Below are 24,287 nucleotides of genomic sequence, written 5' to 3' on the forward strand. Positions count from 1 at the left end.
TTAGACGCCGAGACCCGCCCTCGGGTTGCCTGCAGCGCCGGCCCAGCCTTCGACAAAGCGCTCCAGTTCGGCGTCGCCGGCGGGCAGGTCGACCATCAGCGTCACCAGCAGGTCGCCGCGTGTTCCCGCCTTGTCGCTGAACCCGCGGCCCTTGATCCGCAGCACCTTGCCCGAGCTCGCGCCCTTGGGGACGCTCAGCATCACCGCGCCATCGGGGGTCGGCACCTTGACCTTGGCGCCCAGCACCGCCTCCTTGAGGCTGACCGGCAGGTCGAGCCGCACGTTCTGCCCATCGCGGGTGAAGAAGCGGTGCGGCTCGATGCTCACCGTGACGATCGCGTCGCCCTTGCCGCCCGGGCCTGCTTCGCCCTTGCCCGCGAGGCGGATCTTGGCACCGTCCTCGACCCCCTTGGGAAGCTTCAGCTCGATGGTCGTGCCGTCCGCCAGTGTGACCCGCTGCGGGCTAAGCGTCGCGGCGTCGATGAAGGGCACGGTCAGGCGGTAGGCGACATCGGCGCCCTTGACCGCCGCCCGCGGCCGCGCCCCGGCGCTGTTGCCGAAGGGCGAGCCGCCGGCGCGGCGGCCGGTGGCGCCGCCGAACAGGCCTTCGAACAGGTCGCTGAGGTCCGGCCCACCGGCAGCGCCGCCGCCCGGAAAGCCCTCGAACCCTCCGCCGCCCTGACCCGGACGCGCGCCGCCGTAGCTACCGCCACCGCCGCCAAAGCCACCGAACTTGGGATTGCCTTCCTCGTCGATCTCGCCCCGGTCGTAACGCGCGCGCTTGTCGGCATCGGACAACAGGTCATAGGCCTGCGTGATCTTGGAAAAGCGCTCGGCCGCTTGGGGATTGTCCTTGTTGCGGTCGGGGTGGAGCTGCTTGGCGAGACTGCGATAGGCCTTTTTGATCTCGGCCTCGCTCGCGCCGCGCTTCACCCCCAGCTGTGCGTAAAGATCCATGCGCACCACATAGGGGAGCCATTGCTTGCCTGCCAAGGCGGTCAGCGGATAAGGGCATTGCGCCATGCCCCCGACCGATCCTTTTGCCCTGTTTGCCGAGTGGATGGCGCTGGCCCAGGCGTCCGAGATCAACGATCCCGATGCCATGGCGCTCGCCACCGCGACGCCGGATGGCCGCCCGACTGTCCGCATGGTCCTGATGCGCCGGCATGGGCCGAACGGCTTCGGCTTCTTCACCAATCTTGACAGCCGCAAGGGGCAGGAGATCGCCGCCAATCCGTGGGGCGCGCTGTGCATCCACTGGAAATCCTTACGCAAACAGGTCCGCGCCGAGGGCCGCCTGGTGCAGGTCAGCGATGCCGATGCCGATGATTATTTCGCCAGCCGCTCGCGCAACAGCCAGATTGGCAGCCACGCCAGCGATCAGTCCCGCCCGCTCGACTCGCGCGACACCTTTGTGCGCCGGGTCGAGGAGGCACAGGCTCGCTTTGCCGACGGCGACGTGCCGCGGCCGGAGCGCTGGTCGGGTTTCCGGCTGGTGCCGGATCGCATCGAATTCTGGGAAGACGTCGAGTTCCGCCTCCACCACCGGCGCCTGTTCGAGCGCCGGGACGATGGCAGCTGGACCGAGGGACTGCTCTACCCGTGAGAGTTGTCGGCCCTGAACGCACCCGCCTGACCCAGCGCGCGGCGCTGGCCAGCGTGGCGATGGCGTTGATCCTGCTGGTCGCCAAGGCGTGGGCGGCGATCGCGACCGACAGCACGGCCATGCTCGGCAGCTTGGCCGACACGACGCTCGACCTCGTCGCCAGCCTGTTCACGCTCGCCGGGGTGCGGATCGCTGCGCTTCCGGCCGACCACGATCACCGATTCGGCCACGGCAAGGCGGAAGCCTTGGTCGCGCTCGGCCAGGTCGTGCTGATCGCCGCCAGCGCGCTCGGCATCGGCTGGCGCGCCATCGACCGCCTGCTGAACGGCGCCCCCACCGCCAATGCGGAGCTCGGCATCGGCGTCAGCATCGCGGCGATGCTGGGAACGCTGCTGCTGCTCGCCTACCAGAAAAGGGTGATCGCGCGGACCGGCTCGGTCGCGATCCAGACCGACAACATCCACTACAAGTCGGACCTGTTCCTGAACGGCGCGGTGATCGGCGCGCTGGTGCTCGACCAGTTTCTTCATATCCGCGGCGCCGATGCGGCGTTTGGCATCGCGCTCGCCGTGTGGCTGCTGTGGGGCGCGTGGCAGGCCGCGGGGACCAGCGTCAACCAGTTGATGGACGCCGAATGGCCGGAAGAGAAGCGCGAGGCCTTTCTCGCCGCCTGCGCCGAATATCCCGAGCTCAAGGGCATGCACGACGTCCGCACCCGCACCAGCGGCGTGCACGACTTCATCCAGTTTCACGTCTGGGTCCCCGAAGACTGGAGCGTCCGTCAGGCGCATGACCGCCTCGACATCGTCGAAGAAGACCTCCAGCGCCGCTTTCCCGGCACCGAGATCTTCCTGCACCTCGATCCTGAGGGACACACCGACCGCGAAGGAATGCTGCCCCACCATCTGACGGAGCGGACGTGACCGATCCCATCACCCTGCCCTTCTATCAGGTCGACGCTTTTACCAGCGGCCGCCCGCTGACCGGCAATCCAGCTGCGGTGATGCCGCTCGACGGCTGGCTGCCGGACGAGATCCTTCAGGCGATCGCCGCCGAGAACAACCTTAGCGAGACCGCCTTCACCGTGCCGCTGGAAGGCGGCGAAGCCGACTATCACCTGCGCTGGTTCACTCCGACAGTCGAGGTCGACCTGTGCGGTCACGCGACCTTCGCCAGCGGGCACATCCTGTTGGATGGCGAAGCCGTTCGCTTCCAGACCCGCTCGGGCGTGCTCACCGTGACTCGCAAAGATGGCAGTCTGTGGCTCGACCTTCCGGCCAGCCGCCTCAGCGATGGCCAGGCCGACGCGGTGCTGGACGCGCTCGGCGTGCGAGGGCCGGTCCGGATCGGCCAAGGCGGCAATGGCGCGATCCTCGTCCGGCTCGACGACGAAGCCGCCGTGCGCGCGGTGACGCCCGACTTCGCCCGTCTCCGCGCCGTTGACGCACTGGTGATGGTCACCGCCCCCGGCACCCGCACCGACATTGTCAGCCGCGTGTTCGCCGCTTACCACGGCATCGACGAAGACCCGGTCACCGGCTCGGCCCATTGCGCGCTGGTGCCTTATTGGGCCGCCGAGCTTGGCCGGGCCGAGTTCACCGCAGCGCAGGTTGGCGCCCGCGGCGGCGATTTGCGGTGCCGTCTCCTCGGCGATAGGGTGCTGCTCGGCGGGGAGGCACGGACGGTGATCGAAGGCACGTTCCGGATTTGACCCAACCGGCGCTGCCCCGAAAGGTCGGTGCTGGCAGCGCGGCACTGCTGTCCTTCAACGGAGCGGTCGGCGCCTCGGTCTTCGCGCTTCCGGCAACTCTCCATGGCGATGTCGGCCCGTGGGCAGCGCTGCTGTTCCCGGCCGCCGCCCTGGTCATGCTGCTGATCGCCGTTCCGTTTGCGCGGGCCATCGCCGCCATGCCGGGCGAAGGCGGGCCGGTGGTCTATGGCTCCGCCTTTGGACGCTTCGCCGGGTTCGAGCTTGGCTGGACCTATTATATCGCGCGGATGGCGGCGTTCGCGGCCAACGTGCACGTGCTGATCGACTATCTCCTGCGCTGGACCGACATCGCACCCTCGCCATGGCTGCGGAGCGTCCTGATCGTCATCGCCATCGTGCTGCTCGCCGGCATCAACATCGCCGGGACCACCAAGGCGATCCGGCTGCTCGGCGGCCTCACCTTGCTGAAAAGCCTGCCTCTGATCGCGCTGGCCGGGCTGGCGCTGGTCACCGTTCCGCTTCCCGCCTTCGGCCCAGCCCCGCCGCTCACCGCGGTTGAAGCCAGCATCCTGCTCGTCTTCTACGCCTTTATCGGGTTCGAGAATGCCGTCGCGGTATCGGGCGAAGCGGGGGACGGCGGGCGGGCGATCGCGCGCGCCATGCTGGTGACGATCTTCCTGATCGCCCTGCTCTATTTCCTCGTTCAGTTCGCTTATTCGGCGGTGTCGCCACCAGTTCCGGAGGGCGAAAAGGCGCCGCTGCTGGCGCTCGGCACTGCGCTGCTCGGACCCGTCGGCGCGCTGCTCGTCCTGCTCGCGGCGGTGACCAGCCTGCTTGGCAACCTTCACGCCAACATGACGGCCAGCCCCCGGGTAAGCCATGCACTCGCCGCACGCGGCGATCTGCCCGCCTGGATCGGGGCGGTGCACCCCCGCCTGGAAACACCCCACGGCTCCATCCTGCTGATGGCTGGCCTGGTTGCCGTCTTGGCGCTGAGCGGCGGCTTCGTCTGGCTGGCGGTGGTCAGCACGCTGGCGCGGATGGCAGTCTATGCCGTGACCATCGCCGCCTGGCTCAAGGTCGAGCGGCGCGGACCGGGCGACATCATGCTCGGCGCGCTCGGTATCCTGCTGTGCGCGGCCGTCGCGACGCAAGCGACTGCAGCGGCCTGGGCGACCCTCGGCGCCCTGCTACTTGCCGGCCTGCTGCTCTATCTTCTCGCGCGCCGCATCCGCTAGCAGGTCGTCGAGCGCATCGAGCAGCGGCTCCTGGCTAGCGAGGATACGGGCGCGCGCCTCAGCCATGGTCATCCATTCGACCCGGTCCATCTCCGGAAAGCTCCGCATCCGACCCGAGCGCGGCGGCCATTCGAGCTCGAAGGAATTGCTGGCCAGCGTCCTTGGGTCGAAATCGCCTTCGAGCGCAAACACCTCGACCAATTTGCCACCGTTCTGGCGCACCGTGCGGAGCGGCACGGGCGTTCCGGGCGGGACAGGCCCTACCTCCTCCGCGAATTCGCGCATGGCGGCGACGAGCGGTTCTTCGCCGGCCTCCAGCGCGCCTTTCGGCACCATCCACGCCCCGGCATCCTTGCGTGCCCAATAAGGGCCGCCGGGATGGCCAAGCAACACCTGCAGACCCGCTTCGCCACGACGATAGAGAAGGATACCCGCGCTGCGCTGCTGCGGCATGTCAGGCGGCGGTCGCCAAGGTGGACGCGGCGGCGCGGGTCTCCTCGATCCAGCCGCCACCAAGCAGCCGCTCGCCGTCATACACAACCGCGGCCTGCCCCGGTGCGACCCCGAATTCGGGTTGATAGAAGCGGATCAGGCCATCCTCCAGCCGCGCCGGGACCGGCCGGCTCAGCGAGCGCACCTTGACCTCGACCTCCCGCTGCTCTTCGCCGAGCCAGTTCCAGCTCCCGACAAGGGCTTGGCTGACCGCTAGCGCCTGCTTGGGCCCAACCACCAGCCGCCGCTCTTCGGGCTCGATCCGCACCACGTACAACGGCTCGGCCGACCCGCCGATCTCGAGCCCGCGGCGCTGTCCCACGGTGAAATGCACGATCCCCTTGTGCTGGCCGAGCACCCGCCCATCGAGCGCGACGATCTCGCCTGGCGCCTCAGTCTCCGGCCGCATTCTCTTCACCAGCCCGGCGTAATCGCCGTCCGGCACGAAGCAGATGTCCTGGCTGTCGGGCTTGGCGGCGACGATCAGTCCCGCTTCGGCGGCCATTGCCCGAACCTCGGCCTTGGGCAGCTCGCCAATGGGGAAGCGCAGCAGATCGAGCTGCTCGGGCGTCGTGCCGTACAGGAAATAGCTCTGGTCACGCGCCGGATCGCGGCCCTTGTGCAGCTCCGCCTTACCGTTACGCACCACCCGCCGGACATAATGGCCGGTCACCAGCGCATCGGCGCCAAGCTCGCGCGCGAAGGCGTGGAGGTCGGTGAACTTCACCCCCTGGTTGCACACCGAGCAGGGCACCGGCGTGCGCCCCCGCGCATAATCGTCCGCGAACCGCTCGATCACGCCTTCCCGGAACCGGCTCTCGTAATCGAGCACGTAGTGGGCGATGCCGAGCTTCTCGCACACCTGCGCAGCGTCATAGATGTCCTGCCCCGCGCAGCACGCGCCCGACCGCTTCACCGCTTCGCCGTGATCGTAGAGCTGCAGCGTGACCCCGATCACCTCCGCGCCCGAGCGCGCGGCGAGCATGGCGGCGACCGACGAATCAACGCCGCCGGACATGGCGACGACGATGCGCGCCGCTTCCGGCGGCTTGCCGAGCTGAAGATCGGGAAGACTCACGAACGGGTCTTTACTCGTCATTCACCCTCTTTCGCTAGTGCTGGCAAACGGAACGAAGAAGGCGAGGGTTTTGGCCGAAAGCGCAAAGACATTGCAGGCAGCGGGGGTGCTGAACGGCGTTGAACTCGGCGCCGTGCTGACCAGCCTTGGACCGGACGGAGCCGAGCACGACCGGCTCGCCGCCGTGGTTGCGCTGCTAGCCAACAAAAAGGGTGACGAGGGCCATCTGGTCCGCGGCGCCTTTGCCGGGATCGGACCCAAAACCACCACCGACGCAAAGGTGACGAGCGTGTTTACCAGCGCGCTTCACGGTTGCTTGAGAGAGCAACCGGTAAACGCTGGCTCACCGGCAACCACCCGTTCGGTCTGAGGAAGCAATGCTAGAAAATCAGAAGTTCCGCCCCCATCAGGTCATCGGTCCGCTTGGCGAGCCGCTGACGCTTGAATCGCTGCCGAAGCCCGGCACGACGCGCTGGGTGGTTCGTCGCAAGGCCGAGGTGGTGGCTGCCGTTGCCGGTGGGCTGCTGACGGTCGACGAGGCGTGCGAGCGCTACGGCCTCAGCCTCGAGGAGTTCGCCAGCTGGCAGCGAGCGGTCGACCGCAGCGGCATGCCGGGTCTGCGCGTCACCCGCATCCAGCACTACCGTCAGGTCTACGAGCGCCAGCAGCGTTACTGACGAAACAAGCTCGTTCCGGAACCGATACAGCCGATCACCGTTCCCCTCACCGGAACAAGACACCCCCTGCGGGCGTCTTGAACCCCAATGAAGCGCCCGGCGGATAATGTCCGGGCGAAACAGGAGGGAACGCACATGGAATGGATTCTGATCATCGTCGTCGGTGGTGTGCTCGGCTGGCTCGCCAGCATCGTGATGCGCACCGACGCGCAGCAGGGTATCTTCCTTAACATCATCGTCGGCATCCTCGGCGCGCTGCTCGGCCGCTTCCTGCTGAGCGGCCTGCTTCCCGGCGGTTCGATCACCGACGGTCCGCTGAGCCTCGGCAACATCCTGGTGTCGCTGCTTGGTGCGATCATCCTGCTGGCGATCGTCAACCTCGTCCGTCGCGGCCGGGTGCGCTAAGCACCAGCCGACCGGCTGACTGGCAATCGGGGCCGTCCGCTCTTGGAGCGGGCGGCCCCTTTGCTTATGGGAAGTCCATGCCCCTCTCCTGGATCGCCCTTATTCTTGTTGGCGCGCTGCTCGGCTGGCTGGCCAGCGTCGTGCTTCACAGTGACCGTGCGCGCGACGTGCTTGGCCTGGTCGCCCTCGGTGCCGTGGGAGCCTTGCTCGGTGCAATGCTGATCACGCCCGCGCTTGCCGGCAAGCTGGAGCCGACCGGCTTCTCGCTGCCGGGCGTTCTGCTGTCGCTGATTGGCGCCTTCCTGGCGCTCGGGATCGTCGCGGCGGCGTCCCGGATCGGCCGCCGCCGCGCGCGTTAAAAGGTTGATCAGCGACGCTTCAGCGTCAGCCGGTAGATGAACAGGATCAGCACTGCGCCGACGATCGCCGCGAGGAAGCCTGCGCCATCGGTCGGCTCGTCATACCAGCCGAGCGCGCGGCCGAGGAACCCCGCCAGCATCGCGCCGCCGATTCCGAGCAGAATGGTAACGATGCAGCCGCCCGGATCCTTGCCCGGCATCAGCAGCTTGGCGATGCCGCCTGCCAGAAAACCGATAATGATCCAGCTTAGCCACCCATAATCTGCCAGCATGCCGCATTCCTTCTATTGGTGAACTGTCGGTACAATCCATTACCGCTCCCCTGCAAACAACTTTCGGCGGAGCAGAAGGAACCGTTGGTCGAATGGAGCTTGTCGCTGGTCGCCATTCCGCCTTGGCTTGCGCCCGGTGAGTTATGCGTCTAATACAGTAGCGGCGCAATGATGACGTCGAACGAAAAGGTGATCGGAATGAATCGCGAGACCCGGCTGGATCGGGACGAAACCATTGTCGTGGTGGATGACACCCGGCGGCGCCGTAACCTCATCATTGCGGTGCTGGTCGGCGTGCTCGTGCTTGGCCTCGCTTATTACCTGTTCAATCGCCAGAACGCCCTTGCCGATGGCAAGTCCGGTGCCGCTGCCGAGAAGTCCGCTGGCGGTGGTCGCCGCGGCGGGCAGGTGCCCACCGTCACCGTGGTCGTCCCCGGCCGCAGCCAGGTCGCCCAGATCATCACCGCCAGCGGTGCCCTGGCGGCCCGCCGCGATCAGCCGATCGGCGCCGCCGGCCAGGGTGGCCGCGTGACCGCCGTGCTGGTGGACGCCGGGACCTGGGTCCGCGCCGGCCAGACGCTCGCCACGGTGGATCGCTCGGTCCAGGTGCAGACCAGCGCCCAGCTTTCCGCCGCGGTGGAATCGGCCCGCGCCAGCGCCGCTCTCGCCCAGAACGAATATGAGCGTTCCGCCGCCCTTGTCGGCCGCGGCTTCGTCTCGGCCGCCGATCTTGATCGCAAGCGGGCGGCCCGCGACCAGGCCAATGCCCAGGTCCGCGTCGCGCAGGCGCAGCTCAACGCGACCCGCGCCGGCATCGGCCTGCTCGACATCCGCGCGCCCAGCGCCGGCCTCATCCTTCAGCGCAATCTGGAGGTCGGTCAGGTGATCGGCGGCGGCAGCCAGGGCCTGTTCCGCCTCGCTCAGGGCGGCGAAATGGAGATGCGCGCGCAGCTCAGCCAGCAGGACCTCGCCAAGATCCGGGTCGGCATGCCGGCCAGCGTCACGCCGATCGGCAGCACCACCAGCGTCACCGGCCGGGTGTGGCAGGTCGCGCCCGTGATCGATCCCCAGTCGCGCCAGGGTGAAGTCCGGGTCGCCATTCCCTATTCGCCGGGTATCCGGCCGGGCGGTTTTGCCGAAGCGCGGATTTCCGCCGGCGCCACCACCGCTCCCCTGCTTCCGCAGAGCGCTGTGCTGTCCGACAACGACGGCAATTACGTCTACATCGTGAATGCCAAGAACGAGGCCGAGCGCCGCGGCGTCAAGGTCGGTACGGTGGATGAAAGCGGTGCCACCATCGTCTCGGGCCTCAGCGGTCAGGAAACGGTGGTGCTGTCCGCCGGGCCGTTCCTCAATCCCGGCCAGAAGGTCAATCCCAAGCGGCAGGCAGCCGCCAACTAAGCCTAGGTTCAGGCCTCACGCAGGATTGTCAGGCATATGAGTTTCCGGAACATTTCGGCCTGGTGCATTCGCAACCCGGTCCCCCCGATCGTCCTTTTCATCGCGCTTCTGCTGGCGGGTATCTACGCCTTCGCGACGATGGAGGTCACCAACAACCCGGACATCGATTTTCCGGCGGCCAACATCAACATCGCCCAGCCGGGCGCGGCGCCGTCCGAAATGGTCAACCAAGTCACGCAAAAGGTGGAAGCGGCGATCCGCGGGGTGGACGGCGTTGACGAGATCAACTCCAGCGTCCGGGAAGGCAGCAGCAGCACCTTTGTCCAGTTCAAGATCGGTACGCCCACCGATCGCGCGGTGAATGACGTCAAGGCGGCTGTGGACCAGATCCGCGGCGACCTTCCCGAAGGCATCCTCGAGCCGCAGGTCAACCGCGTCGACAATGGTGGCGCCGAGATCATGTTCGTTGCCGTCGAGGCCACCGACATGAGCCTCGAGGACCTCAGCTGGTACGTCGACAATCTGGTCTCCCGCCGCCTGCTTGCGCAAAGCGGCGTGGCGCAGGTCACCCGAGAAGGCGGCGTCGACCGCCAGATCCGCGTCATCCTCGACCCGTCCTCGCTTCAGGCGCAGGGAATTACCGCGGCGCAGGTCAACCAGCAGCTTCGCAGCCTCAACCTCGACGCATCGGGTGGCCGGGCCGAAATCGCCGGCTCCGAGCAGACGGTGCGCGTGCTCGGCAATGCCCGAAGCGCTGCCGCGCTCGCCGCCACGCAGATCGCCCTGCCCGGCGGCCGCTACGTCCGCCTGAGCGAGATCGCCCAGGTGCGGGACTCCTCGGCCGAACCGCGCTCCTACACCGAACTGGGCGGCCGCCCGGTGGTGAGTTTCAACGTGTCGCGCGCCAAGGGTGCGTCGGACGTCACCGCTTACGAGAACAGCTGGGCGGAACTGCGCAAGATCGAGAAAGACGATCCGCGCGTCAGCTTCACCGAAATCAACAATTCGGTCGATTACACGCTGAGCCAATATTCGAGCTCGATGCACGCGCTGATCGAAGGCGCCGTGCTGGCGGTGCTCGTGGTGTTCCTGTTCCTTCGCGACATCCGCGCGACGGTGATCTCGGCGGTTGCCATTCCGCTCTCGGCCATTCCCGCCTTCTGGTTCATGGATCTCATGTCCATCAACCTGAACTTCCTGTCGCTGCTCGCGCTCGCGCTGGTAGCGGGCGTGCTGGTCGACGATGCGATCGTGGAGATCGAGAACATCGTCCGCCACATGCGCATGGGCAAGAGCGCCTACCAGGCCTCGATCGACGCGGCGGACGAAATCGGCCTCGCCGTGCTCGCCACCACCATGTCGATCGTCGCGGTGTTCCTGCCGGTCGCCCTGATGCCCGGCATCTCCGGCCAGTTCTTCCGAAACTTCGGCTACACGGTCGTGCTGGCGGTGTTCATGAGCTTGCTCGTGGCCCGCATGATCACGCCGCTGATGGCGGCCTATTTCATGCGCAGCGGCGGCGTTCAGGAACACGCTTCCGGCAAGTGGATGGAGCGCTATCTCAACACGCTGCGCTGGACGATCGACGACACCAAGGCCGAACGCGCCCGCTTGAACGCGCGCAGCTTCCTTGGCCGTCGCCTTGCCCGGCTGCGCGATCACCGCGTGTGGATGATCGGCGTCGGCTTGCTGACCTTTGCCGCCACCATCGGCGGGCTGATGACGCTCCCGGTCACCTTCCTGCCCGAAACCGATCAGCCCAACAGCACCGTCCGGATCGCGCTGGCGCCGGGTTCGACGCTCGACCAGACCAAGGATGTCGCGGGCCGCGTGCGCGAAATCGTGCTGCGCAACCCAAACGTCGAAACCGTGTTTCAGCGCAGCTTCACTTCGTCCGCTTTCCTTAACGTGGTCTATAAAAAGGACCGCGAGAAGGCGAGCTTCGAGCTCGAGCGCGACATCACCCCGCAGCTCGCCTCCATTCCCGATGCGCAGGTGAACTTCCTCAGCCAGGGCTCGGGCGGTCCCGGCGGCGGCGGGCGCCCGATCACCCTGTTCCTCGGCGGCGACGATCCCGTGAAGCTGAACGAGGTGGCAAACACCCTGTCGGATCAGATGGCCACGGTTCCCATGCTGGTGGCGCCGCGCGTGCAGGGCGACGTGGTTCGGCCGGAAATCCGGATCAAGCCGCGCTTCGACCTTGCCGCCGACCTCGGCGTCAGCACCCAGGCGCTTGCCCAGACCATCCGCATCGCCACCATTGGCGACATCGAACAGAATAGCGCCCGCTTCTCCCTGTCCGATCGCCAGGTGCCGATCATCGTCAGCCTCGACCGCTCGCAGCGGCGCGACATCTCCACACTGGAGAACCTGCCGGTGCCGACGTCGAGCGGCGGGTCGATCCCGCTGAAGTCGGTGGCGGAGATTACCTTCGGCTCGGGCCCGGTGACGGTGCAGCGCACCAACCAGGTCTATCGTATCGCCGTCGGCGCCGATCTCACCCCCGGGGCGGTCAGCGGTGACGCCTACAAGGCGATCGAGAAGCTGCCGATCATGCAGAATTTGCCGGCGGGCGTGTCGCGCCTGAACCTCGGCGACCAGAAGTGGCAGCAGGAACTGTTCTTCAACTTCATCCTCGCCGTCGTCGCCGGCATCAGCCTCGTGTTCGCGGTGCTGGTGCTGCTGTATCGCCGCTTCCTCGCGCCGCTGGTCAATCTCGGCTCGCTGCTGCTGGCCCCGATGGGCGCGGTGATTGCGCTGCACATCGGCAGTCTGCCGCTCAGCCTGCCGGTGTTCATCGGTCTGCTGATGCTGTTCGGCATCGTTGCCAAGAACTCGATCCTGCTGGTCGATTTTGCGGTGGAGATGATGGACCATGGCATGAGCAAATATGAAGCCATCGTCGAAGCCGGCCACAAGCGCGCCCAGCCGATCGTCATGACCACGGTGGCGATGGTCGCCGGCATGGTCCCGATCGCGCTCAGCCTGACCGGCGACGGCAGCTTCCGCGCCCCGATGGGTGTCACGGTGATCGGCGGCCTGATCATGTCGACCTTCCTCACCCTGCTGCTGGTACCGGCTTACTTCAGCATCGCGATCGACATCGAAAAGTGGATCGCCCAGAAGTTCGGCCGTCACCTTGCCGCGACTGCGCACGAGGTGCCGGACGCCGTCGAGGAGCCGCGCGCGCCCGGCTCGCAGGGGCCGGTTCCGCAGCCGGCGGAGTGAACCCGAAGGGCGGTTCGGTTATTGAGTGGTCCGGATGACTCGCTCCGGACCACTTTCCCGCTTCAATCCCGTCCAGCCGGGCGCCCAGGGCATGAAGGTCGTCGCGACCGGGCTCCTGGTCGTCATGGCGGGGCTGTTCATTCTCACCCGCGCACTGGAGCCGCGCTACCCCTGGCTCGGCCTCGTCAAGGCGTTCGCCGAAGCCGCGATGGTCGGCGGGCTGGCCGACTGGTTCGCGGTCACCGCCTTGTTCCGCCATCCGCTTGGCCTGCCGATTCCCCACACCGCGATCATCCCGCGCAACAAGGACCGGATCGGCCTCACGCTGGCGAGCTTCATCCGCGACAATTTCCTGGTTGCCCGCGTGGTCGCCCGGCGGATGCGCGGGATCGACGTTGCCGCCGCCGCCGGCCGCTTCCTCCGCGCGCCGTCAGGCGAAGGCACCCGCATCCGCCGCGGCGCCTCTCGCCTGATCGCCGACCTGTTCGAAGCCCTGGACGACGAGCGGCTCGGCGGCATCGTCAAGGGCGCGATCTCGCAGCGCATCGCCAAGACGGAGGTCTCGCCCCTGCTCGGCGCCGCGCTCGCCTCGGCAATCGAAGACAATCGCCACGTGCCCATGCTGGAAGCGGCGATCCGCGCCCTGTCGCGCGCGCTCGACGCCAACGAATCCTTGATCCGCGACATGGTGAAGCGCCGGGCAAGCTGGGTGCTGCGCCTTGCGGCATTGGACGAAAAACTCGCCGACGCCATTGTCGATGGCCTGCGCAAGCTGACGCTCGAAGTCAGCACCGACCCCGACCACCCGATGCGCGGCAAGATGGTGGAAGCGCTCTCCTCCCTCGCCGAAGACCTTCAGCAAAAGCCCGAGACCCGCGCCCGGGTCGAAGCGTGGAAGGAAGATCTGCTCGCCAACCGCTCGGTCGCGCAATGGCTCGATCGCTTGTGGCAAAAGGGCCGCGCCTCGATCATCGCCGCCGCGCGCGACAGCGATGCGGTGTTGGCAGGCCGCATGGGCGAGGTGCTCCGCTCGGCCGGGACGACGCTCGAAAGCGATCCCCGCATCCGCCGCGCGGTGAACCAGTTCGTCCGCCGCGCCGCCGCCGGCATGGCGGCAAGCTATGGCGGCTCGATCGTCAGCCTGGTCAGCGACACCATCCGCGGCTGGGACGCGCGCACCGTCACCGAGCGCCTCGAATCCGCGGTCGGCCGCGACCTCCAGTATATCCGCATCAACGGCACCCTGGTCGGTGGCTTCGTCGGCCTCGTGCTGCATTTCCTCGACACGCTGTGAGCGCGGAAGGCGACCGGCTGGCGGAGATGGCCCGCAACCGCGGTCTGAAGTTGCTGCGGTCGCGTGTGCGGACGGAGGGCAAGGCAGGCTTCGGCTGCTACGGCCTCGCCGACCAAAACAATGATCCGGTGTTCGGCGTTCGCGGCAAACGCGCGTTGCGGGCTTCGGCGGCGGAAATCGAGAACTATCTTCGCGGCGCCGAAACGGGCGACTGGAAGCAAAGCCTGCGCGCCGTCGGCGCCCGCCCCAAGCCAAAGCGCGCCAAGCCAGCGCCGCCGCCACCCGAACCGAAGCCGCCAACCATTCGCCCCGCCATCAAGGCCGACGCCCCGCGGCTCGCAGCGTTGTTCGCCCTTCTCGACCACCGGATCGAGCCCGCGCAGATCGCTGCCAATCTCCAGGCGATGAAAAAGGCCGGCGACCAGCTCCTCGTCACCGTCCGCGGCAAGGATGTCATCGCCGCCTGCGCGGTGCAGGCGACCGTGCATCCTCACCGCGAGGCGCCGGTCGGAAGGATCACCATCCTCGTCGTCGCCGAAGCCGAACGCGGTGCTGGCCTCGGCGGCGCGCTGATCGCCGAAGCCGAGCGCCTGCTGTCGACACGTGGCTGCAAGCTCGTCGAGGTCACCAGCAACGAGCGACTGACTCCGGCGCACCGTTTCTACCAGCGCCTCGGCTACGCCCGCACCTCGCTCCGTTTTGCGAAAGAGCTCGGCTCGGGCTAGGGCGCGCCTCATGTCCACAGAGCCCCGCACCTTCACCGTCGCCGCGGACGACGACGGCATCCGGCTCGACCGCTGGTTCAAGCGGCACATGGGCGAGGAAGTCAGCTTCAACCTCGTCTCGCGCTGGGCCCGCACCGGCCAGCTCCGCGTCAACGGCGAGAAAGCCACTCCGGGGGACCGGATCCTCGCCGGCCAGACCATCCGCATCCCCCCGCGCGAAGCCCAGCCTGTTCGCAGCGCTCGGCCGCAGCGTGTCCTCGAACCGCTCACCGATGACGAACGGAGCTTCGTCCAGGAGATGGTGATCGAAACGACCCCCGACGCCTTTGTCCTGAACAAGCCGCCCGGCCTTGCGACGCAGGGCGGGACCAAGACCGACCAGCATCTGGACCGCCTGCTCGACGGCCTCGCCGACGAAGAAGGCAATCGGCCCAAGCTCGTCCACCGCTTGGACAAGGACACCAGCGGCGTGCTGCTGGTCGCCCGCTCGGCCCGCAGCGCGGCCTACTTCTCCAAGAGCTTCTCCGGCCGCACCGCGCGCAAGGTTTATTGGGCAATCGTGGTCGGTGACGTAGGGCCTGACGAGGGCCTGATCGATGCCCCACTCGCCAAGCAGCCCGGCACCGGCGGCGAAAAGATGCACGTCGCCGAGGACGGCCAGCCCGCCCGCACCCGCTTCCGCGTGATCGACCGCGCCGGCACCCGCGCTGCATTCGTCGAGCTGCAGCCCCTGACCGGCCGCACCCACCAGCTGCGCGCCCACATGGCCTATCTTGGTCACCCGATCGTCGGCGACGCCAAATATGGCGGGGCGGACGCCTTTCTGACCGGCGGGGTCAGCCGCAAGCTCCATCTCCACGCCCGCCGCCTCAAGATCGACGCGCCGGGCGGCAAGGAGATCGACGTCTCCGCCGAGCTTCCGGCGCATTTCGCCGAAACGCTGGCGACCCTCGGCTTCGAGGCGCGCGACGGCGATAACATGCCGCTCGACCGCCCCGACCCGGCCAAGAGCCCCGAGGTCCAGGCCCGCCGCAAGGCCGCCGCGGCCAAGACCGCGCGCAAGGAGCGCAAGGGCGAACGCCGCGGCCGCGGCGCCTCGTCGGCGCCATCCAAGTCGCCCCGGCCCAAAGGTCCGCCGAAGGGCCGCGGCCGGTGATCCGCTGCGCGGTCTTCGATTGCGACGGCACCCTGGTCGACTCGGGCGGCACCATCCACCGCGCGCTCGGCCTCGCCTTCGCCGAACACGGCCTTGAGCTACCGCCACGCCAGCAGGCCCAGCGCGTCATCGGTCTGTCGCTGGTTGAGGCGATGGCCGAGCTTGCGCCGAGCCAGGACTCCGACCTTCACGGCCGCATGGCGCAGACCTACAAGGACGCGTTTGTCACCTTGCGAGGGCAGCAACAGGTCGAGGAACCACTTTACGACGGTATCCTCCCCCTGCTCGACGCGCTGGAAGAACGTGGTTGGCTGCTCGCCGTCGCGACCGGCAAGTCCGATCGCGGCCTACGCCACTGCCTAACCGCCCACGGCCTCCACGCCCGCTTCCTCTCGCTCCAGACCGCCGACCGCCACCCGTCCAAGCCGCACCCCTCGATGACCCTGCAGGCGCTCGCCGACTGCGGCGCCGACCCGCAGCATTCGGTGGTGATCGGCGACACCGGCTGGGACATGCGCATGGCCAAGGCGGCCGGTGCCCATGCGATCGGCGTGCTGTGGGGCTATCATGAAGAGGCGGAGCTCCGCGCCGCGGGCGCCGACACCATCGCCGCCCGCCCGGCCGACGTGCTCGACCAGGCCGAGCAACTGGTGAAGGCCGCCGCATGACCCCCGACGACGAGCTCTGGCGCAAGCGCTTCGGCATCTTCGCCCTGCTTCGCGTGTCGGGGCTGCTGCTGTTCTTCCTCGGCATGGCCATCACCTTCAGCGACCTCGTCCGGCCGGGCGGCGCGCTGGGCCTCGGCATGGTGGTGATCGGCTGCGGTCTGGTGGAGGCGTTGCTCGGCCCGGTGCTGCTGCGCCAGCATTGGGAAAAGACCGACCGGCGATGAAGCGTTTCTGGAAAGCCGCCGCCGCCGTCGCCGACGAAGCCGGCCAATGGCGGATCGAACTCGACGGCCGGCCCGTCCGTACGCCCGCCCGCGCCTTGCTGCTGCTCCCTGGTGAACGCCTCGCGCAGGAAGCCGCGGCCGAATGGCAGGCCGCCGGCGAGACCGTCGATCCCCGCGCCATGCCGCTGACCGGCCTCGCCAACGCCGCCGTCGATCATGTCGCGCCCAAGCCCGGCCCGTTCGCCGACAGCCTCGCCAACTACGCCGCCAGCGACCTCCTCTGCTACCGCGCCGACACGCCCACCAAGCTGGTTGCTGCCCAAGCGGCGGCCTGGGATCCCTTGCTCCAATGGGCCCGCCGCCGCTTTGATGTCGACTTCCGGGTAACGGACGGCATCTCTCCGGTGGACCAGCCGCAGGCAACGCTCGACCAGTTGACCCAAGCCGTTCACGCTCTCGATGCCTACCGCCTCGCCGGCCTGTCGCCGCTCGTCACCATCGGCGGCTCACTGGTCGCCGCACTCGCCCTACTCGAAGGCGCGGTGTCGGTCGACGAAGCATGGGCCGCGGTCAGCCTCGACGAACGCTGGCAGCTCGAACAATGGGGCGCCGACGAGGAAGCGGAACGCGCGCTCGCCCTTCGCGAAAAGGATTTCCGCGCCGCCGCCCGCTTCCTCTCGCTGCTGCCCTAGTTGGGCTTTTCGACCAGCTGACGGACGAAATTGAGCAGGTAAGGCTGCCGCTCGCGCCGTAGCCGCTCGGCCTCGACGATCGCCTTCACCTTGGCGGCGCAGCGCTCCACGTCCTCGTTGATCAGGACATAATCATATTCGGCCCAATGCCCGATCTCGGCCGCCGCGCGCTTCATGCGGAAGTCGATCACCTCCAGCTCGTCGGTGCCCCGCCCTTCCAGCCGCCGCTGCAACTCGGCCATGGACGGCGGCAGAATGAAGATCTTCACCAGGTCGGTGCGAAAGGCATATTCGAGCTGTTGCGTCCCCTGCCAGTCGATGTCGAACAAGGTGTCGCGCCCGTTCTTCAGCGCTTCCTTGATCGGCTCCTTGGGACTGCCATAGCGGTGGCCGAAGACATAAGCCCATTCGGCCAGCTCGTCCGCCTGGACCAGCGCCTCGAACTCGGCGTCGCTGACGAAGTGATAATCGACGTCCGCGACCTCGCCCTCCCGCATCTCGCGTGTGGTGGCGCTGATCGACATGGTGATGGTTGGATCTTCCTCCATCAGCATCCGGCTGATGGTCGACTTGCCCGCCCCCGATGGTGACGAAAGCACGATCAGCAGGCCGCGGCGGGTGCGAAGCGAAGAATCCATGTGCGCTCTTGCAATCGGCAAGACGCAACCGTCAATGCTGCAAGTGCGAAGAAAGCGCTTGAAATCTTGTGCGGCGCACTATATTGTGCACTGCAACAAGGGAAGTGACATGACCGATACTGTGAACAACGAGACCATCGAAACCGCCGTCGAGCAGGCCGAGCCCGTCGAGGCTGCCGTCGTCGAAGCGGTGAAGAAGGTCAACGCGCGCCGGGTGAAGACCGAGCGCAAGCCGCGGGCCCGCAAGGCCGCCGGTGGCCAGACCGTCAAGAACACCACGCCGCGCGCCGCCAAGGTCGCGCCTCAGATCGAGGATACCACCATGAACTTCAACCCGACCAACAGCTTCACCAGCTTCCAGCCGTTTGCCGCCATGCCCGGCATGGACCGCCTCCAGACCCTGTTCGCCGACGCCGGCAGCAAGGGCCAGGAAGCGATCGAGAAGGGCCGCAAGACCGCCGAGGACATGGCTGAGCTGACCCGCGCCAACGTCGAGGCGGTTGTCGAGGCCGGCAAGATCGCCGCCTCCGGCGCCAAGAACGTCGGCGAAGACGCGCTGGGCCGCGTTCGCGAAGGCATCGAGCAGAATGTCGCCGAGCTGAAGAGCCTCGCGCAGGTTTCGAGCCCGAGCGAATTCTTCCAGCTGCAGAGCGAGATCGCCAAGCAGAACTTCGACCGTATGGTCGCCGGGCTCAGCCAGCTGACCGAAGCCTCGGTCAAGCTCGCCGGTGAAGCGATCCAGCCGCTGTCGAACCGCGCTGCGCTCAACGCCGAGAAGATCAACGAACTGACTGCCTGACAACTCCTCCTCCTGTCTGGCATTCATTGCGGCCGCTCCCGGCGTATCTCGGGGGCGGCCGCTTCCTTTTGTGCGGCGAATGGACCCTTTGCCTGCCTTGGCAAGCCGTCACCCCCTCCCCTATCTAGGCCCGCAATGATTCAGCGTATCACCATGGCCGGCGAAGACGATCGGCCCGGCAAAGGCGACGGCGTCGAGGAGATCGAGCGCGGGGTCGTCACCCGCACGCGCCCCCGCACCCGCAAGCCCAGCAACTACAAGGTGCTGATGCTGAACGACGATTACACGCCCATGGAATTCGTCGTCCTTTGCCTCCAGCGCTTCTTCTCGATGAGCATCGAGGATGCGACCCGGGTCATGCTGCAGGTCCATCAACAGGGTGTCGCGGTGTGCGGCGTGTTCACTTACGAAGTCGCCGAGACCAAGGTCACCCAGGTCACCGACTTCGCACGGGAAAATCAGCACCCGCTCCAGTGCACGCTCGAAAAGGCCTGATCCGCCCGCCCTATTGCGTGCCCGTCATGAAGCCCTAAACGCGGCTGTCATGGACTCCATTGTCATTCAGGGCGGCAAGCGGCTCGAAGGCACGCTCCCCATCTCGGGCGCCAAGAACAGCGCGCTGACGCTCCTTCCCTGCGCCATCCTCACCGACGAAAAGCTGACGCTCAGCAACCTGCCGCGCCTGGCCGACGTCGACAGTTTCGGCCATCTCCTCAACGAGCTTGGCGTCTCGACCAAGATCGAGGGCCTTAAGAAGGGCGAGATCGGGCGGCGCATGACGCTGCAGGCCGAAACGCTTATTTCCACCGTCGCGCCCTACGACATGGTGCGCCGGATGCGCGCCTCGATCCTCGTGCTGGGCCCGCTGCTGGCCCGCGCCGGCGACGCCACCGTGTCCCTGCCCGGCGGCTGCGCCATCGGCGACCGGCCGATCGACCTCCACCTTCAGGCGCTGGAAGCGATCGGCGCCGAGATCGAGATCGCAGCCGGCTTCGTCCGCGCCACCGCCCCCAAGGGCGGCCGCCTCCCGGGCGGCGACTTCACCTTCCCGGTGGTGTCGGTCGGCGCCACTGAAAACGCGGTCATGGCTGCGGTGCTCGCGAGCGGCCGCACCAATCTCTACAATGCCGCGCGCGAGCCTGAGATCGTCGACCTTTGCCGCCTGCTGCAGAAGATGGGCGCCGACATCGAGGGCGAAGGCAGCCCACACATCAAGATCGAAGGTGTCGAGAAGCTCGGCGGCTGCACCTATGCCGTGATGCCCGACCGCATCGAAGCCGGCAGCTACGCCTGCGCGGCCGGGATCACTGGCGGCAGCCTCGATCTTCACGGCATCCGCCCCGAGGACATGCTGGCGACCACCAACGCGCTGGCGCAGGCCGGGCTGATGATCGAGTTCCACGAGCATGGGATGAAGGTCAGCGCCGATGGCCCCTTGCGCCCGCTCGCCCTCTCGACCGCGCCCTTCCCCGGCTTCGCCACCGACATGCAGGCGCAGTTCATGGCCATGCTGTGCCGCGCCAAGGGTGAAAGCTTCCTCGAAGAGACCATCTTCGAGAACCGCTACATGCACGTGCCCGAGCTGCGCCGCATGGGCGCCAACATCGACGTGCGCGGCCGCTCGGCGATCGTCCACGGGGTCGACGGCATGACCGGCGCCAAGGTGATGGCGACCGACCTTCGCGCGTCCATGAGCCTGATCATCGCCGGCCTTGCCGCCGAGGGTGAGACCGAGGTGCTGCGTGTCTATCATCTCGACCGCGGCTACGAGCGCCTCGAAGAAAAACTCTCCGCGGTCGGCGCCACCATCGAACGCCGCGGCGGCGGCTGAGGACCGAATATGAGCGAACGCACGATTGCCCACAGCTTCCGCGGCCAAGAGCTGCACAGCGTCCACGTCGGCACCGGCGGCGCAGTGCGGGGCACCGTCATCATCGTGCCGACCTTCTGCGGGGTCAGCGAGCTCGAACTCGGCTTCGCCCGCAAGCTCGCCGATCGCGGCTTCGCGTGCCTCGTCGCCGATCTCTGGGGCAAGAGCTACAACCCCGCGACCGAGCGCGACGCGGCCTTCGCCCACATGACCGACCTCAAGTCCGACCGCGCCGCCTTGCGCGACCGGATGCTCGATCTGGTGGAGGTAGCCAAGGCACAGGAAGGCACCGACGCCGCCCGCATCGCCGCCATCGGCTATTGCTTCGGCGGCCTCTGCGTCCTCGACCTTGCCCGCTCCGGCGCGGACATCGCCGGCGTCGCGAGCTTCCACGGCCTGTTCGACGCCCCTGATCTTAGCCCCCAGCCGATCAAGGCCAAGGTGCTCGCCCTGCATGGCTGGAACGACCCGATGGTCCCGCCCGAGGCTGTTGTGGCCCTCGCCAAGGAGCTGACCGAAGCTGGCGCCGACTGGCAAATCCACGGCTACGGCCACACCGGCCACGCCTTCACCAACCCCGGGGCCGCCGCACTCGGCATCCCCAACGTCGACTACAGCCCGACCGCTTCGCGCCGCAGCTGGGCCGCGCTTCAGGACTATCTGGACGAGCTGTTCGGGTGACCGCCTACGTCGCGCTGCTCCGCGCGGTGAACGTGTCCGGCACCGGCAAACTGCCGATGGCCGACCTGAAGCGGATGGGCGAGGAATGCGGGTTCGAAAACGTCCGCACCTTCATCGCCAGCGGCAACCTCCTCTTCGCCAGCGACCTGAGCGAGCAGCAGGTGCAGGCCAGCATCGCCGCCAAGGTCGCCGACTTCTTCGGCCGAGCCATTCCGGTGTTCGTGCGTTCCGCCAGCGAGATGGCCAACCTTGCCGCCCGGAACCCCTTCACCGATGACAAGGGCAGCCGCGTCATGGCCCACGTTGTCGATGCCGAACCGAAGCAGGCGATGCTCGACGACGCGCGCAACGTGGCCGGCGAGCGCATGGCGCTCGGCCCCCGTGCCATCTACGTCAGCTATGGCGAGGGCATCGGCTCGACCAAGCTCAAGCTACCCGCCGTCGCCGCCGGCACCGCGCGCAACATGAACAGCGTTGCCAAGATCGCCGCCCTGCTGGACGCCATGCCATGACCGAAGCGGAAGCCGGCCGCCGCCTGCGCACCCTCGCGAAAGAGATCGCGCGGCACAACAAGCTCTACCACGACCAGGACGCGCCGGAGATCAGCGACGCCGACTATGACGCGCTGATCCGCGAGAATAACGAGCTCGAAGCCGCCTTCCCGCACCTGATCCGCGCCGATTCCCCCAACGCGCAGGTCGGCGCCGCGCCCTCAACCGCGCTCGCCAAGGTCACGCATGCGCGGCCGATGCTGAGCCTGGAGAATGCGTTCAGCGCCGAGGACGTCCACGACTTCGTCCGCCGCGTCCGCCGTTTCCTCTCGCTGCCCGAGACCGAGCGGGTCGCCCTGACCGCCGAGCCCAAGATCGACGGCCTGTCCGCCTCGCTCCGCTACGAAAACGGCGCATTGGTCCTCGCCGCCACTCGCGGCGATGGCACGGTGGGCGAAGACGTCACCGCCAACGTCCGCACCATTGCCGATATCCCGCAGACCCTCACCGGCGCGCCGGACGTGCTGGAGGTGCGCGGCGAGGTCTACATGAGCAAGGCCGACTTCGCCGCCCTGAACGAGCGCCAGGCGGCCAGCGGCGGCAAAGTGTTCGCCAACCCGCGCAACGGCGCCGCGGGATCGCTCCGCCAGAAGGACCCAGGCGTGACCGCCGCCCGCCCCTTGCGCTTCCTTGCTCACGGCTGGGGCGAACTCTCGGCACCCCTCGGCGCCACCCAGAACGAGGCGGTCGAACGCCTCCGCACCCTCGGCTTCCCGGTCGACGAGCGCTTCGGCCTGTTCCCCGAGGCCGGCGCCGCCCTCGCCCATTATGCCGTGATCGAGCACGCCCGCGCCGACCTGCCGTTCGACATCGACGGCGTCGTCTACAAGCTCGACCGCCTCGACTGGCAGGAGCGCCTGGGCTTCGTCGGCCGCGCCCCCCGCTGGGCGATCGCCCACAAGTTTCCGGCCGAGAAAGCCGAGACCACGCTCGAGCGGATCGAGATCCAGGTCGGTCGCACCGGCAAGCTGACCCCGATCGGCCGATTGCGCCCCGTCGGCGTCGGCGGGGTCATCGTCAGCAACGTCACCCTCCACAACCGCGACGAAATCGCCCGCCTCGGCCTGCGTGAAGGTGACCGCGTCCGCATACAACGCGCCGGCGACGTCATCCCGCAGGTGGTCGAAAACCTCACCCGCGACGAGGACCGGCCCGCCTTTCACTACCCCGACCACTGCCCTGCCTGCGGCTCCGAAGCCGTCGCAGAGGAAGGCGAGGTCGATATCCGCTGCACCGGCGGCCTCGTCTGCCCGGCCCAGCGCCTCGAACGCCTCAAGCATTTCGTCAGCCGCGGCGCGATGGACATCGAGGGGCTGGGCGAAAAGACCATCGTCGATTTCTCCGACGCCGGGCTGATCGAGAAACCCTCGGACATCTTCCGTCTCCGCCGCGAGCAGATCCTCGGCCGCGAAGGCTGGAAGGAGAAAAGCGTCGATGCCCTTCTCGCCGCGATTCGTTCGCGCAAGGGCTTCGACAGCGCCCGCCTGCTGTTCGGCCTCGGCATCCGCCACGTCGGCATCGTCACCGCGCGCGACCTGCTGAAATGCTTTGGCACCATCGAGGCGCTTGAGGCAGCGGCCCTCAGCGACACCGGCACCGCCGAACTCTCCGCCGTCGAAGGCGTCGGCCCCGTGGTCGCCGAAGCGGTGCACGACTTCTTCCACGAAGCCCATAACCGTGAGGAAGTGGCGGCGCTCCTGTCCCTCGCCGCCCCCGCCCCCTTCGTCAGTCAGGCACGTGAGACGGAATGGAGCGGCAAGACCATCGTCTTCACCGGCAGCCTCGAAACCATGAGCCGCGACGAAGCCAAGGCGCAGGCCGAGCGCCTCGGCGCCCGCGCCGCCGGCTCGGTCAGTGCCAAGACAGATCTGGTGGTGGCAGGACCCGGCGCCGGGTCCAAGCTCAAGAAAGCCGAAGAACTCGGCATCCGCGTCGCCACCGAAGAAGAATGGGCGCGGATCGTCGCGGAGGCTTGAGCCCGCCGCTCGTCAGTTGGTGTCGCCCTCATACACGATCACGCCATCGCGCATCAGCTCGTCAGTGGTCTTGCGGACGTGATCAACTTGCGTGCGCACCAGCTTGATGAGGTCGCTGCGTTGCGCAAGGTTCGCAGACAGCCGGACGTCAGAACCCTCCCTTTCTAGGATGCCCGCGTCCACCAGCTTGCTGATCTTCCGCCGCGCGGTTTCCCGATTAAGGCCGGCCGCAACAGCAACGGAGGCGATGTTGCAGCGTCCGTACATGTGCTCAGGAAGCGGTTTCTCCAGGCTTCGAACTTCCGGCGAGACGTTCTCGTCGCGCAGCAGGCGATCGGCGTGGATGGAGGCGACCGCCATGGCGATGGCGGCGGTATCAAAGTCGCCGAACAGTTCCGCCCACCCTGCCCGCATGCGCAAGATCAAGGTGGCAAGTCGCAGCACGACCAGCCGGCTGTTGGCTTCTGCCTTGCAAGCATCGGTAAGCAGTCGCGCCATGACGATCAGATGTCACTTATGTTTCAGTGGTGGCAAGGCTGCAATGAC

At 67.5% G+C, this 24,287-nt stretch carries 28 protein-coding genes; 22 read left to right on the top strand and 6 right to left on the bottom strand.

Annotation, left to right across the window (positions count from 1 at the left end):
• The gene (locus ACP69Z_RS00710) at positions 1-957 is read right to left on the bottom strand and encodes a DnaJ C-terminal domain-containing protein (RefSeq protein WP_426268014.1); all 957 of its coding nucleotides are present in this window, start codon (positions 955-957) and stop codon (positions 1-3) included.
• A 64-nt stretch (positions 958-1,021) separates the two neighbouring features.
• On the opposite strand from ACP69Z_RS00710, the gene pdxH reads away from it, so the two are divergent.
• The 4 genes from pdxH to ACP69Z_RS00730 are packed head-to-tail and all read left to right on the top strand — an operon-like array spanning position 1,022 to position 4,555.
• Positions 1,022-1,606 carry a pyridoxamine 5'-phosphate oxidase gene (pdxH, locus tag ACP69Z_RS00715; RefSeq protein WP_426265641.1) on the top strand — a complete coding sequence of 195 codons (585 nt, stop codon included), beginning with the start codon at positions 1,022-1,024 and terminating at the stop codon, positions 1,604-1,606.
• Positions 1,603-2,529: a cation diffusion facilitator family transporter gene (locus ACP69Z_RS00720; RefSeq protein WP_426265642.1), complete on the top strand. Its 927-nt coding sequence runs from the start codon at positions 1,603-1,605 to the stop codon at positions 2,527-2,529. Before pdxH ends, ACP69Z_RS00720 begins: the two co-directional genes overlap by 4 nt.
• The gene (locus ACP69Z_RS00725; protein ID WP_426265643.1) at positions 2,526-3,317 is read left to right on the top strand and encodes a PhzF family phenazine biosynthesis protein; all 792 of its coding nucleotides are present in this window, start codon (positions 2,526-2,528) and stop codon (positions 3,315-3,317) included. Before ACP69Z_RS00720 ends, ACP69Z_RS00725 begins: the two co-directional genes overlap by 4 nt.
• Positions 3,314-4,555, top strand: a complete 1,242-nt coding sequence (locus tag ACP69Z_RS00730) for an APC family permease (RefSeq protein ID WP_426265644.1) — start codon at positions 3,314-3,316, stop codon at positions 4,553-4,555. The genes ACP69Z_RS00725 and ACP69Z_RS00730 overlap by 4 nt, the downstream gene beginning before the upstream one ends.
• Here the strand turns inward: ACP69Z_RS00730 and ACP69Z_RS00735 are convergent.
• Positions 4,508-5,008: an NUDIX domain-containing protein gene (locus ACP69Z_RS00735; RefSeq protein WP_426265645.1), complete on the bottom strand. Its 501-nt coding sequence runs from the start codon at positions 5,006-5,008 to the stop codon at positions 4,508-4,510. The two genes, ACP69Z_RS00730 and ACP69Z_RS00735, sit on opposite strands and share 48 nt — an antisense overlap.
• Before the next feature lies 1 nt (position 5,009).
• On the bottom strand, positions 5,010-6,146 hold the full coding sequence (mnmA, locus tag ACP69Z_RS00740) for a tRNA 2-thiouridine(34) synthase MnmA (protein WP_426265646.1): 1,137 nt from the start codon (positions 6,144-6,146) through the stop codon (positions 5,010-5,012).
• Between the two features lie 49 nt (positions 6,147-6,195).
• Here mnmA and ACP69Z_RS00745 point away from each other — a divergent pair, with 49 nt between their 5' ends.
• The 4 genes from ACP69Z_RS00745 (at position 6,196) to ACP69Z_RS00760 (ending at position 7,566) form a co-directional block, all read left to right on the top strand.
• The gene (locus tag ACP69Z_RS00745) at positions 6,196-6,495 is read left to right on the top strand and encodes a hypothetical protein (protein ID WP_426265647.1); all 300 of its coding nucleotides are present in this window, start codon (positions 6,196-6,198) and stop codon (positions 6,493-6,495) included.
• A 7-nt stretch (positions 6,496-6,502) separates the two neighbouring features.
• Positions 6,503-6,802 (top strand): DUF1153 domain-containing protein, encoded by a 300-nt coding sequence (locus ACP69Z_RS00750; RefSeq protein WP_426265648.1) that lies wholly within the window; start codon positions 6,503-6,505, stop codon positions 6,800-6,802.
• A 135-nt stretch (positions 6,803-6,937) separates the two neighbouring features.
• A complete protein-coding gene (locus ACP69Z_RS00755; protein ID WP_426265649.1) occupies positions 6,938-7,207 on the top strand; it encodes a GlsB/YeaQ/YmgE family stress response membrane protein in 270 nt (89 codons plus the stop codon).
• A 77-nt stretch (positions 7,208-7,284) separates the two neighbouring features.
• Complete coding sequence (locus ACP69Z_RS00760; protein ID WP_426265650.1) at positions 7,285-7,566, top strand: GlsB/YeaQ/YmgE family stress response membrane protein; 282 nt, start codon at positions 7,285-7,287, stop codon at positions 7,564-7,566.
• An 8-nt stretch (positions 7,567-7,574) separates the two neighbouring features.
• Here ACP69Z_RS00760 and ACP69Z_RS00765 read toward each other — a convergent pair whose 3' ends face one another.
• The gene (locus ACP69Z_RS00765) at positions 7,575-7,838 is read right to left on the bottom strand and encodes a GlsB/YeaQ/YmgE family stress response membrane protein (RefSeq protein WP_426265651.1); all 264 of its coding nucleotides are present in this window, start codon (positions 7,836-7,838) and stop codon (positions 7,575-7,577) included.
• 198 nt (positions 7,839-8,036) lie between these two features.
• Here ACP69Z_RS00765 and ACP69Z_RS00770 point away from each other — a divergent pair, with 198 nt between their 5' ends.
• Genes ACP69Z_RS00770 through ACP69Z_RS00805 form a run of 8 tightly spaced genes read left to right on the top strand, consistent with a single transcriptional unit; the run spans position 8,037 to position 17,226 of the window.
• A complete protein-coding gene (locus ACP69Z_RS00770; protein WP_426265652.1) occupies positions 8,037-9,239 on the top strand; it encodes an efflux RND transporter periplasmic adaptor subunit in 1,203 nt (400 codons plus the stop codon).
• A gap of 36 nt (positions 9,240-9,275) precedes the next feature.
• Positions 9,276-12,467 (top strand): efflux RND transporter permease subunit, encoded by a 3,192-nt coding sequence (locus ACP69Z_RS00775; RefSeq protein WP_426265653.1) that lies wholly within the window; start codon positions 9,276-9,278, stop codon positions 12,465-12,467.
• 34 nt (positions 12,468-12,501) lie between these two features.
• Positions 12,502-13,761, top strand: a complete 1,260-nt coding sequence (locus ACP69Z_RS00780) for a DUF445 domain-containing protein (protein ID WP_426265654.1) — start codon at positions 12,502-12,504, stop codon at positions 13,759-13,761.
• On the top strand, positions 13,758-14,486 hold the full coding sequence (locus ACP69Z_RS00785) for a GNAT family N-acetyltransferase (protein WP_426265655.1): 729 nt from the start codon (positions 13,758-13,760) through the stop codon (positions 14,484-14,486). Before ACP69Z_RS00780 ends, ACP69Z_RS00785 begins: the two co-directional genes overlap by 4 nt.
• Before the next feature lie 10 nt (positions 14,487-14,496).
• Complete coding sequence (locus ACP69Z_RS00790; RefSeq protein ID WP_426265656.1) at positions 14,497-15,642, top strand: RluA family pseudouridine synthase; 1,146 nt, start codon at positions 14,497-14,499, stop codon at positions 15,640-15,642.
• The gene (locus ACP69Z_RS00795; protein ID WP_426268015.1) at positions 15,642-16,310 is read left to right on the top strand and encodes an HAD-IA family hydrolase; all 669 of its coding nucleotides are present in this window, start codon (positions 15,642-15,644) and stop codon (positions 16,308-16,310) included. Before ACP69Z_RS00790 ends, ACP69Z_RS00795 begins: the two co-directional genes overlap by 1 nt.
• The gene (locus ACP69Z_RS00800) at positions 16,307-16,534 is read left to right on the top strand and encodes a hypothetical protein (protein ID WP_426265657.1); all 228 of its coding nucleotides are present in this window, start codon (positions 16,307-16,309) and stop codon (positions 16,532-16,534) included. Before ACP69Z_RS00795 ends, ACP69Z_RS00800 begins: the two co-directional genes overlap by 4 nt.
• Positions 16,531-17,226, top strand: a complete 696-nt coding sequence (locus tag ACP69Z_RS00805; protein WP_426265658.1) for an ATP12 family chaperone protein — start codon at positions 16,531-16,533, stop codon at positions 17,224-17,226. The genes ACP69Z_RS00800 and ACP69Z_RS00805 overlap by 4 nt, the downstream gene beginning before the upstream one ends.
• Here the strand turns inward: ACP69Z_RS00805 and gmk are convergent.
• Positions 17,223-17,864: a guanylate kinase gene (gene gmk, locus ACP69Z_RS00810; protein ID WP_426265659.1), complete on the bottom strand. Its 642-nt coding sequence runs from the start codon at positions 17,862-17,864 to the stop codon at positions 17,223-17,225. The two genes, ACP69Z_RS00805 and gmk, sit on opposite strands and share 4 nt — an antisense overlap.
• A gap of 109 nt (positions 17,865-17,973) precedes the next feature.
• Here gmk and ACP69Z_RS00815 point away from each other — a divergent pair, with 109 nt between their 5' ends.
• From ACP69Z_RS00815 to ligA, 6 genes are all read left to right on the top strand, one after another.
• The gene (locus ACP69Z_RS00815) at positions 17,974-18,663 is read left to right on the top strand and encodes a phasin family protein (RefSeq protein WP_426265660.1); all 690 of its coding nucleotides are present in this window, start codon (positions 17,974-17,976) and stop codon (positions 18,661-18,663) included.
• 153 nt (positions 18,664-18,816) lie between these two features.
• Positions 18,817-19,158, top strand: a complete 342-nt coding sequence (gene clpS, locus ACP69Z_RS00820; RefSeq protein WP_426268016.1) for an ATP-dependent Clp protease adapter ClpS — start codon at positions 18,817-18,819, stop codon at positions 19,156-19,158.
• A gap of 49 nt (positions 19,159-19,207) precedes the next feature.
• Positions 19,208-20,494: a UDP-N-acetylglucosamine 1-carboxyvinyltransferase gene (murA, locus tag ACP69Z_RS00825; protein WP_426265661.1), complete on the top strand. Its 1,287-nt coding sequence runs from the start codon at positions 19,208-19,210 to the stop codon at positions 20,492-20,494.
• 9 nt (positions 20,495-20,503) lie between these two features.
• Positions 20,504-21,214 carry a dienelactone hydrolase family protein gene (locus ACP69Z_RS00830; RefSeq protein WP_426265662.1) on the top strand — a complete coding sequence of 237 codons (711 nt, stop codon included), beginning with the start codon at positions 20,504-20,506 and terminating at the stop codon, positions 21,212-21,214.
• Positions 21,211-21,726 (top strand): DUF1697 domain-containing protein, encoded by a 516-nt coding sequence (locus ACP69Z_RS00835; RefSeq protein WP_426265663.1) that lies wholly within the window; start codon positions 21,211-21,213, stop codon positions 21,724-21,726. Before ACP69Z_RS00830 ends, ACP69Z_RS00835 begins: the two co-directional genes overlap by 4 nt.
• Entirely contained in the window at positions 21,723-23,741 is a 2,019-nt protein-coding gene (gene ligA, locus ACP69Z_RS00840; protein ID WP_426265664.1) for an NAD-dependent DNA ligase LigA, read from the top strand. The genes ACP69Z_RS00835 and ligA overlap by 4 nt, the downstream gene beginning before the upstream one ends.
• A gap of 12 nt (positions 23,742-23,753) precedes the next feature.
• Here the strand turns inward: ligA and ACP69Z_RS00845 are convergent, their stop codons facing one another.
• Positions 23,754-24,239, bottom strand: a complete 486-nt coding sequence (locus ACP69Z_RS00845; RefSeq protein WP_426265665.1) for a hypothetical protein — start codon at positions 24,237-24,239, stop codon at positions 23,754-23,756.
• Positions 24,240-24,287: the final 48 nt, after the last annotated feature.

Origin of the sequence: Sphingomonas sp. LHG3443-2 (genome assembly GCF_049896405.1) — a bacterium.
Taxonomy (GTDB): Bacteria; Pseudomonadota; Alphaproteobacteria; order Sphingomonadales; family Sphingomonadaceae; genus Sphingomicrobium.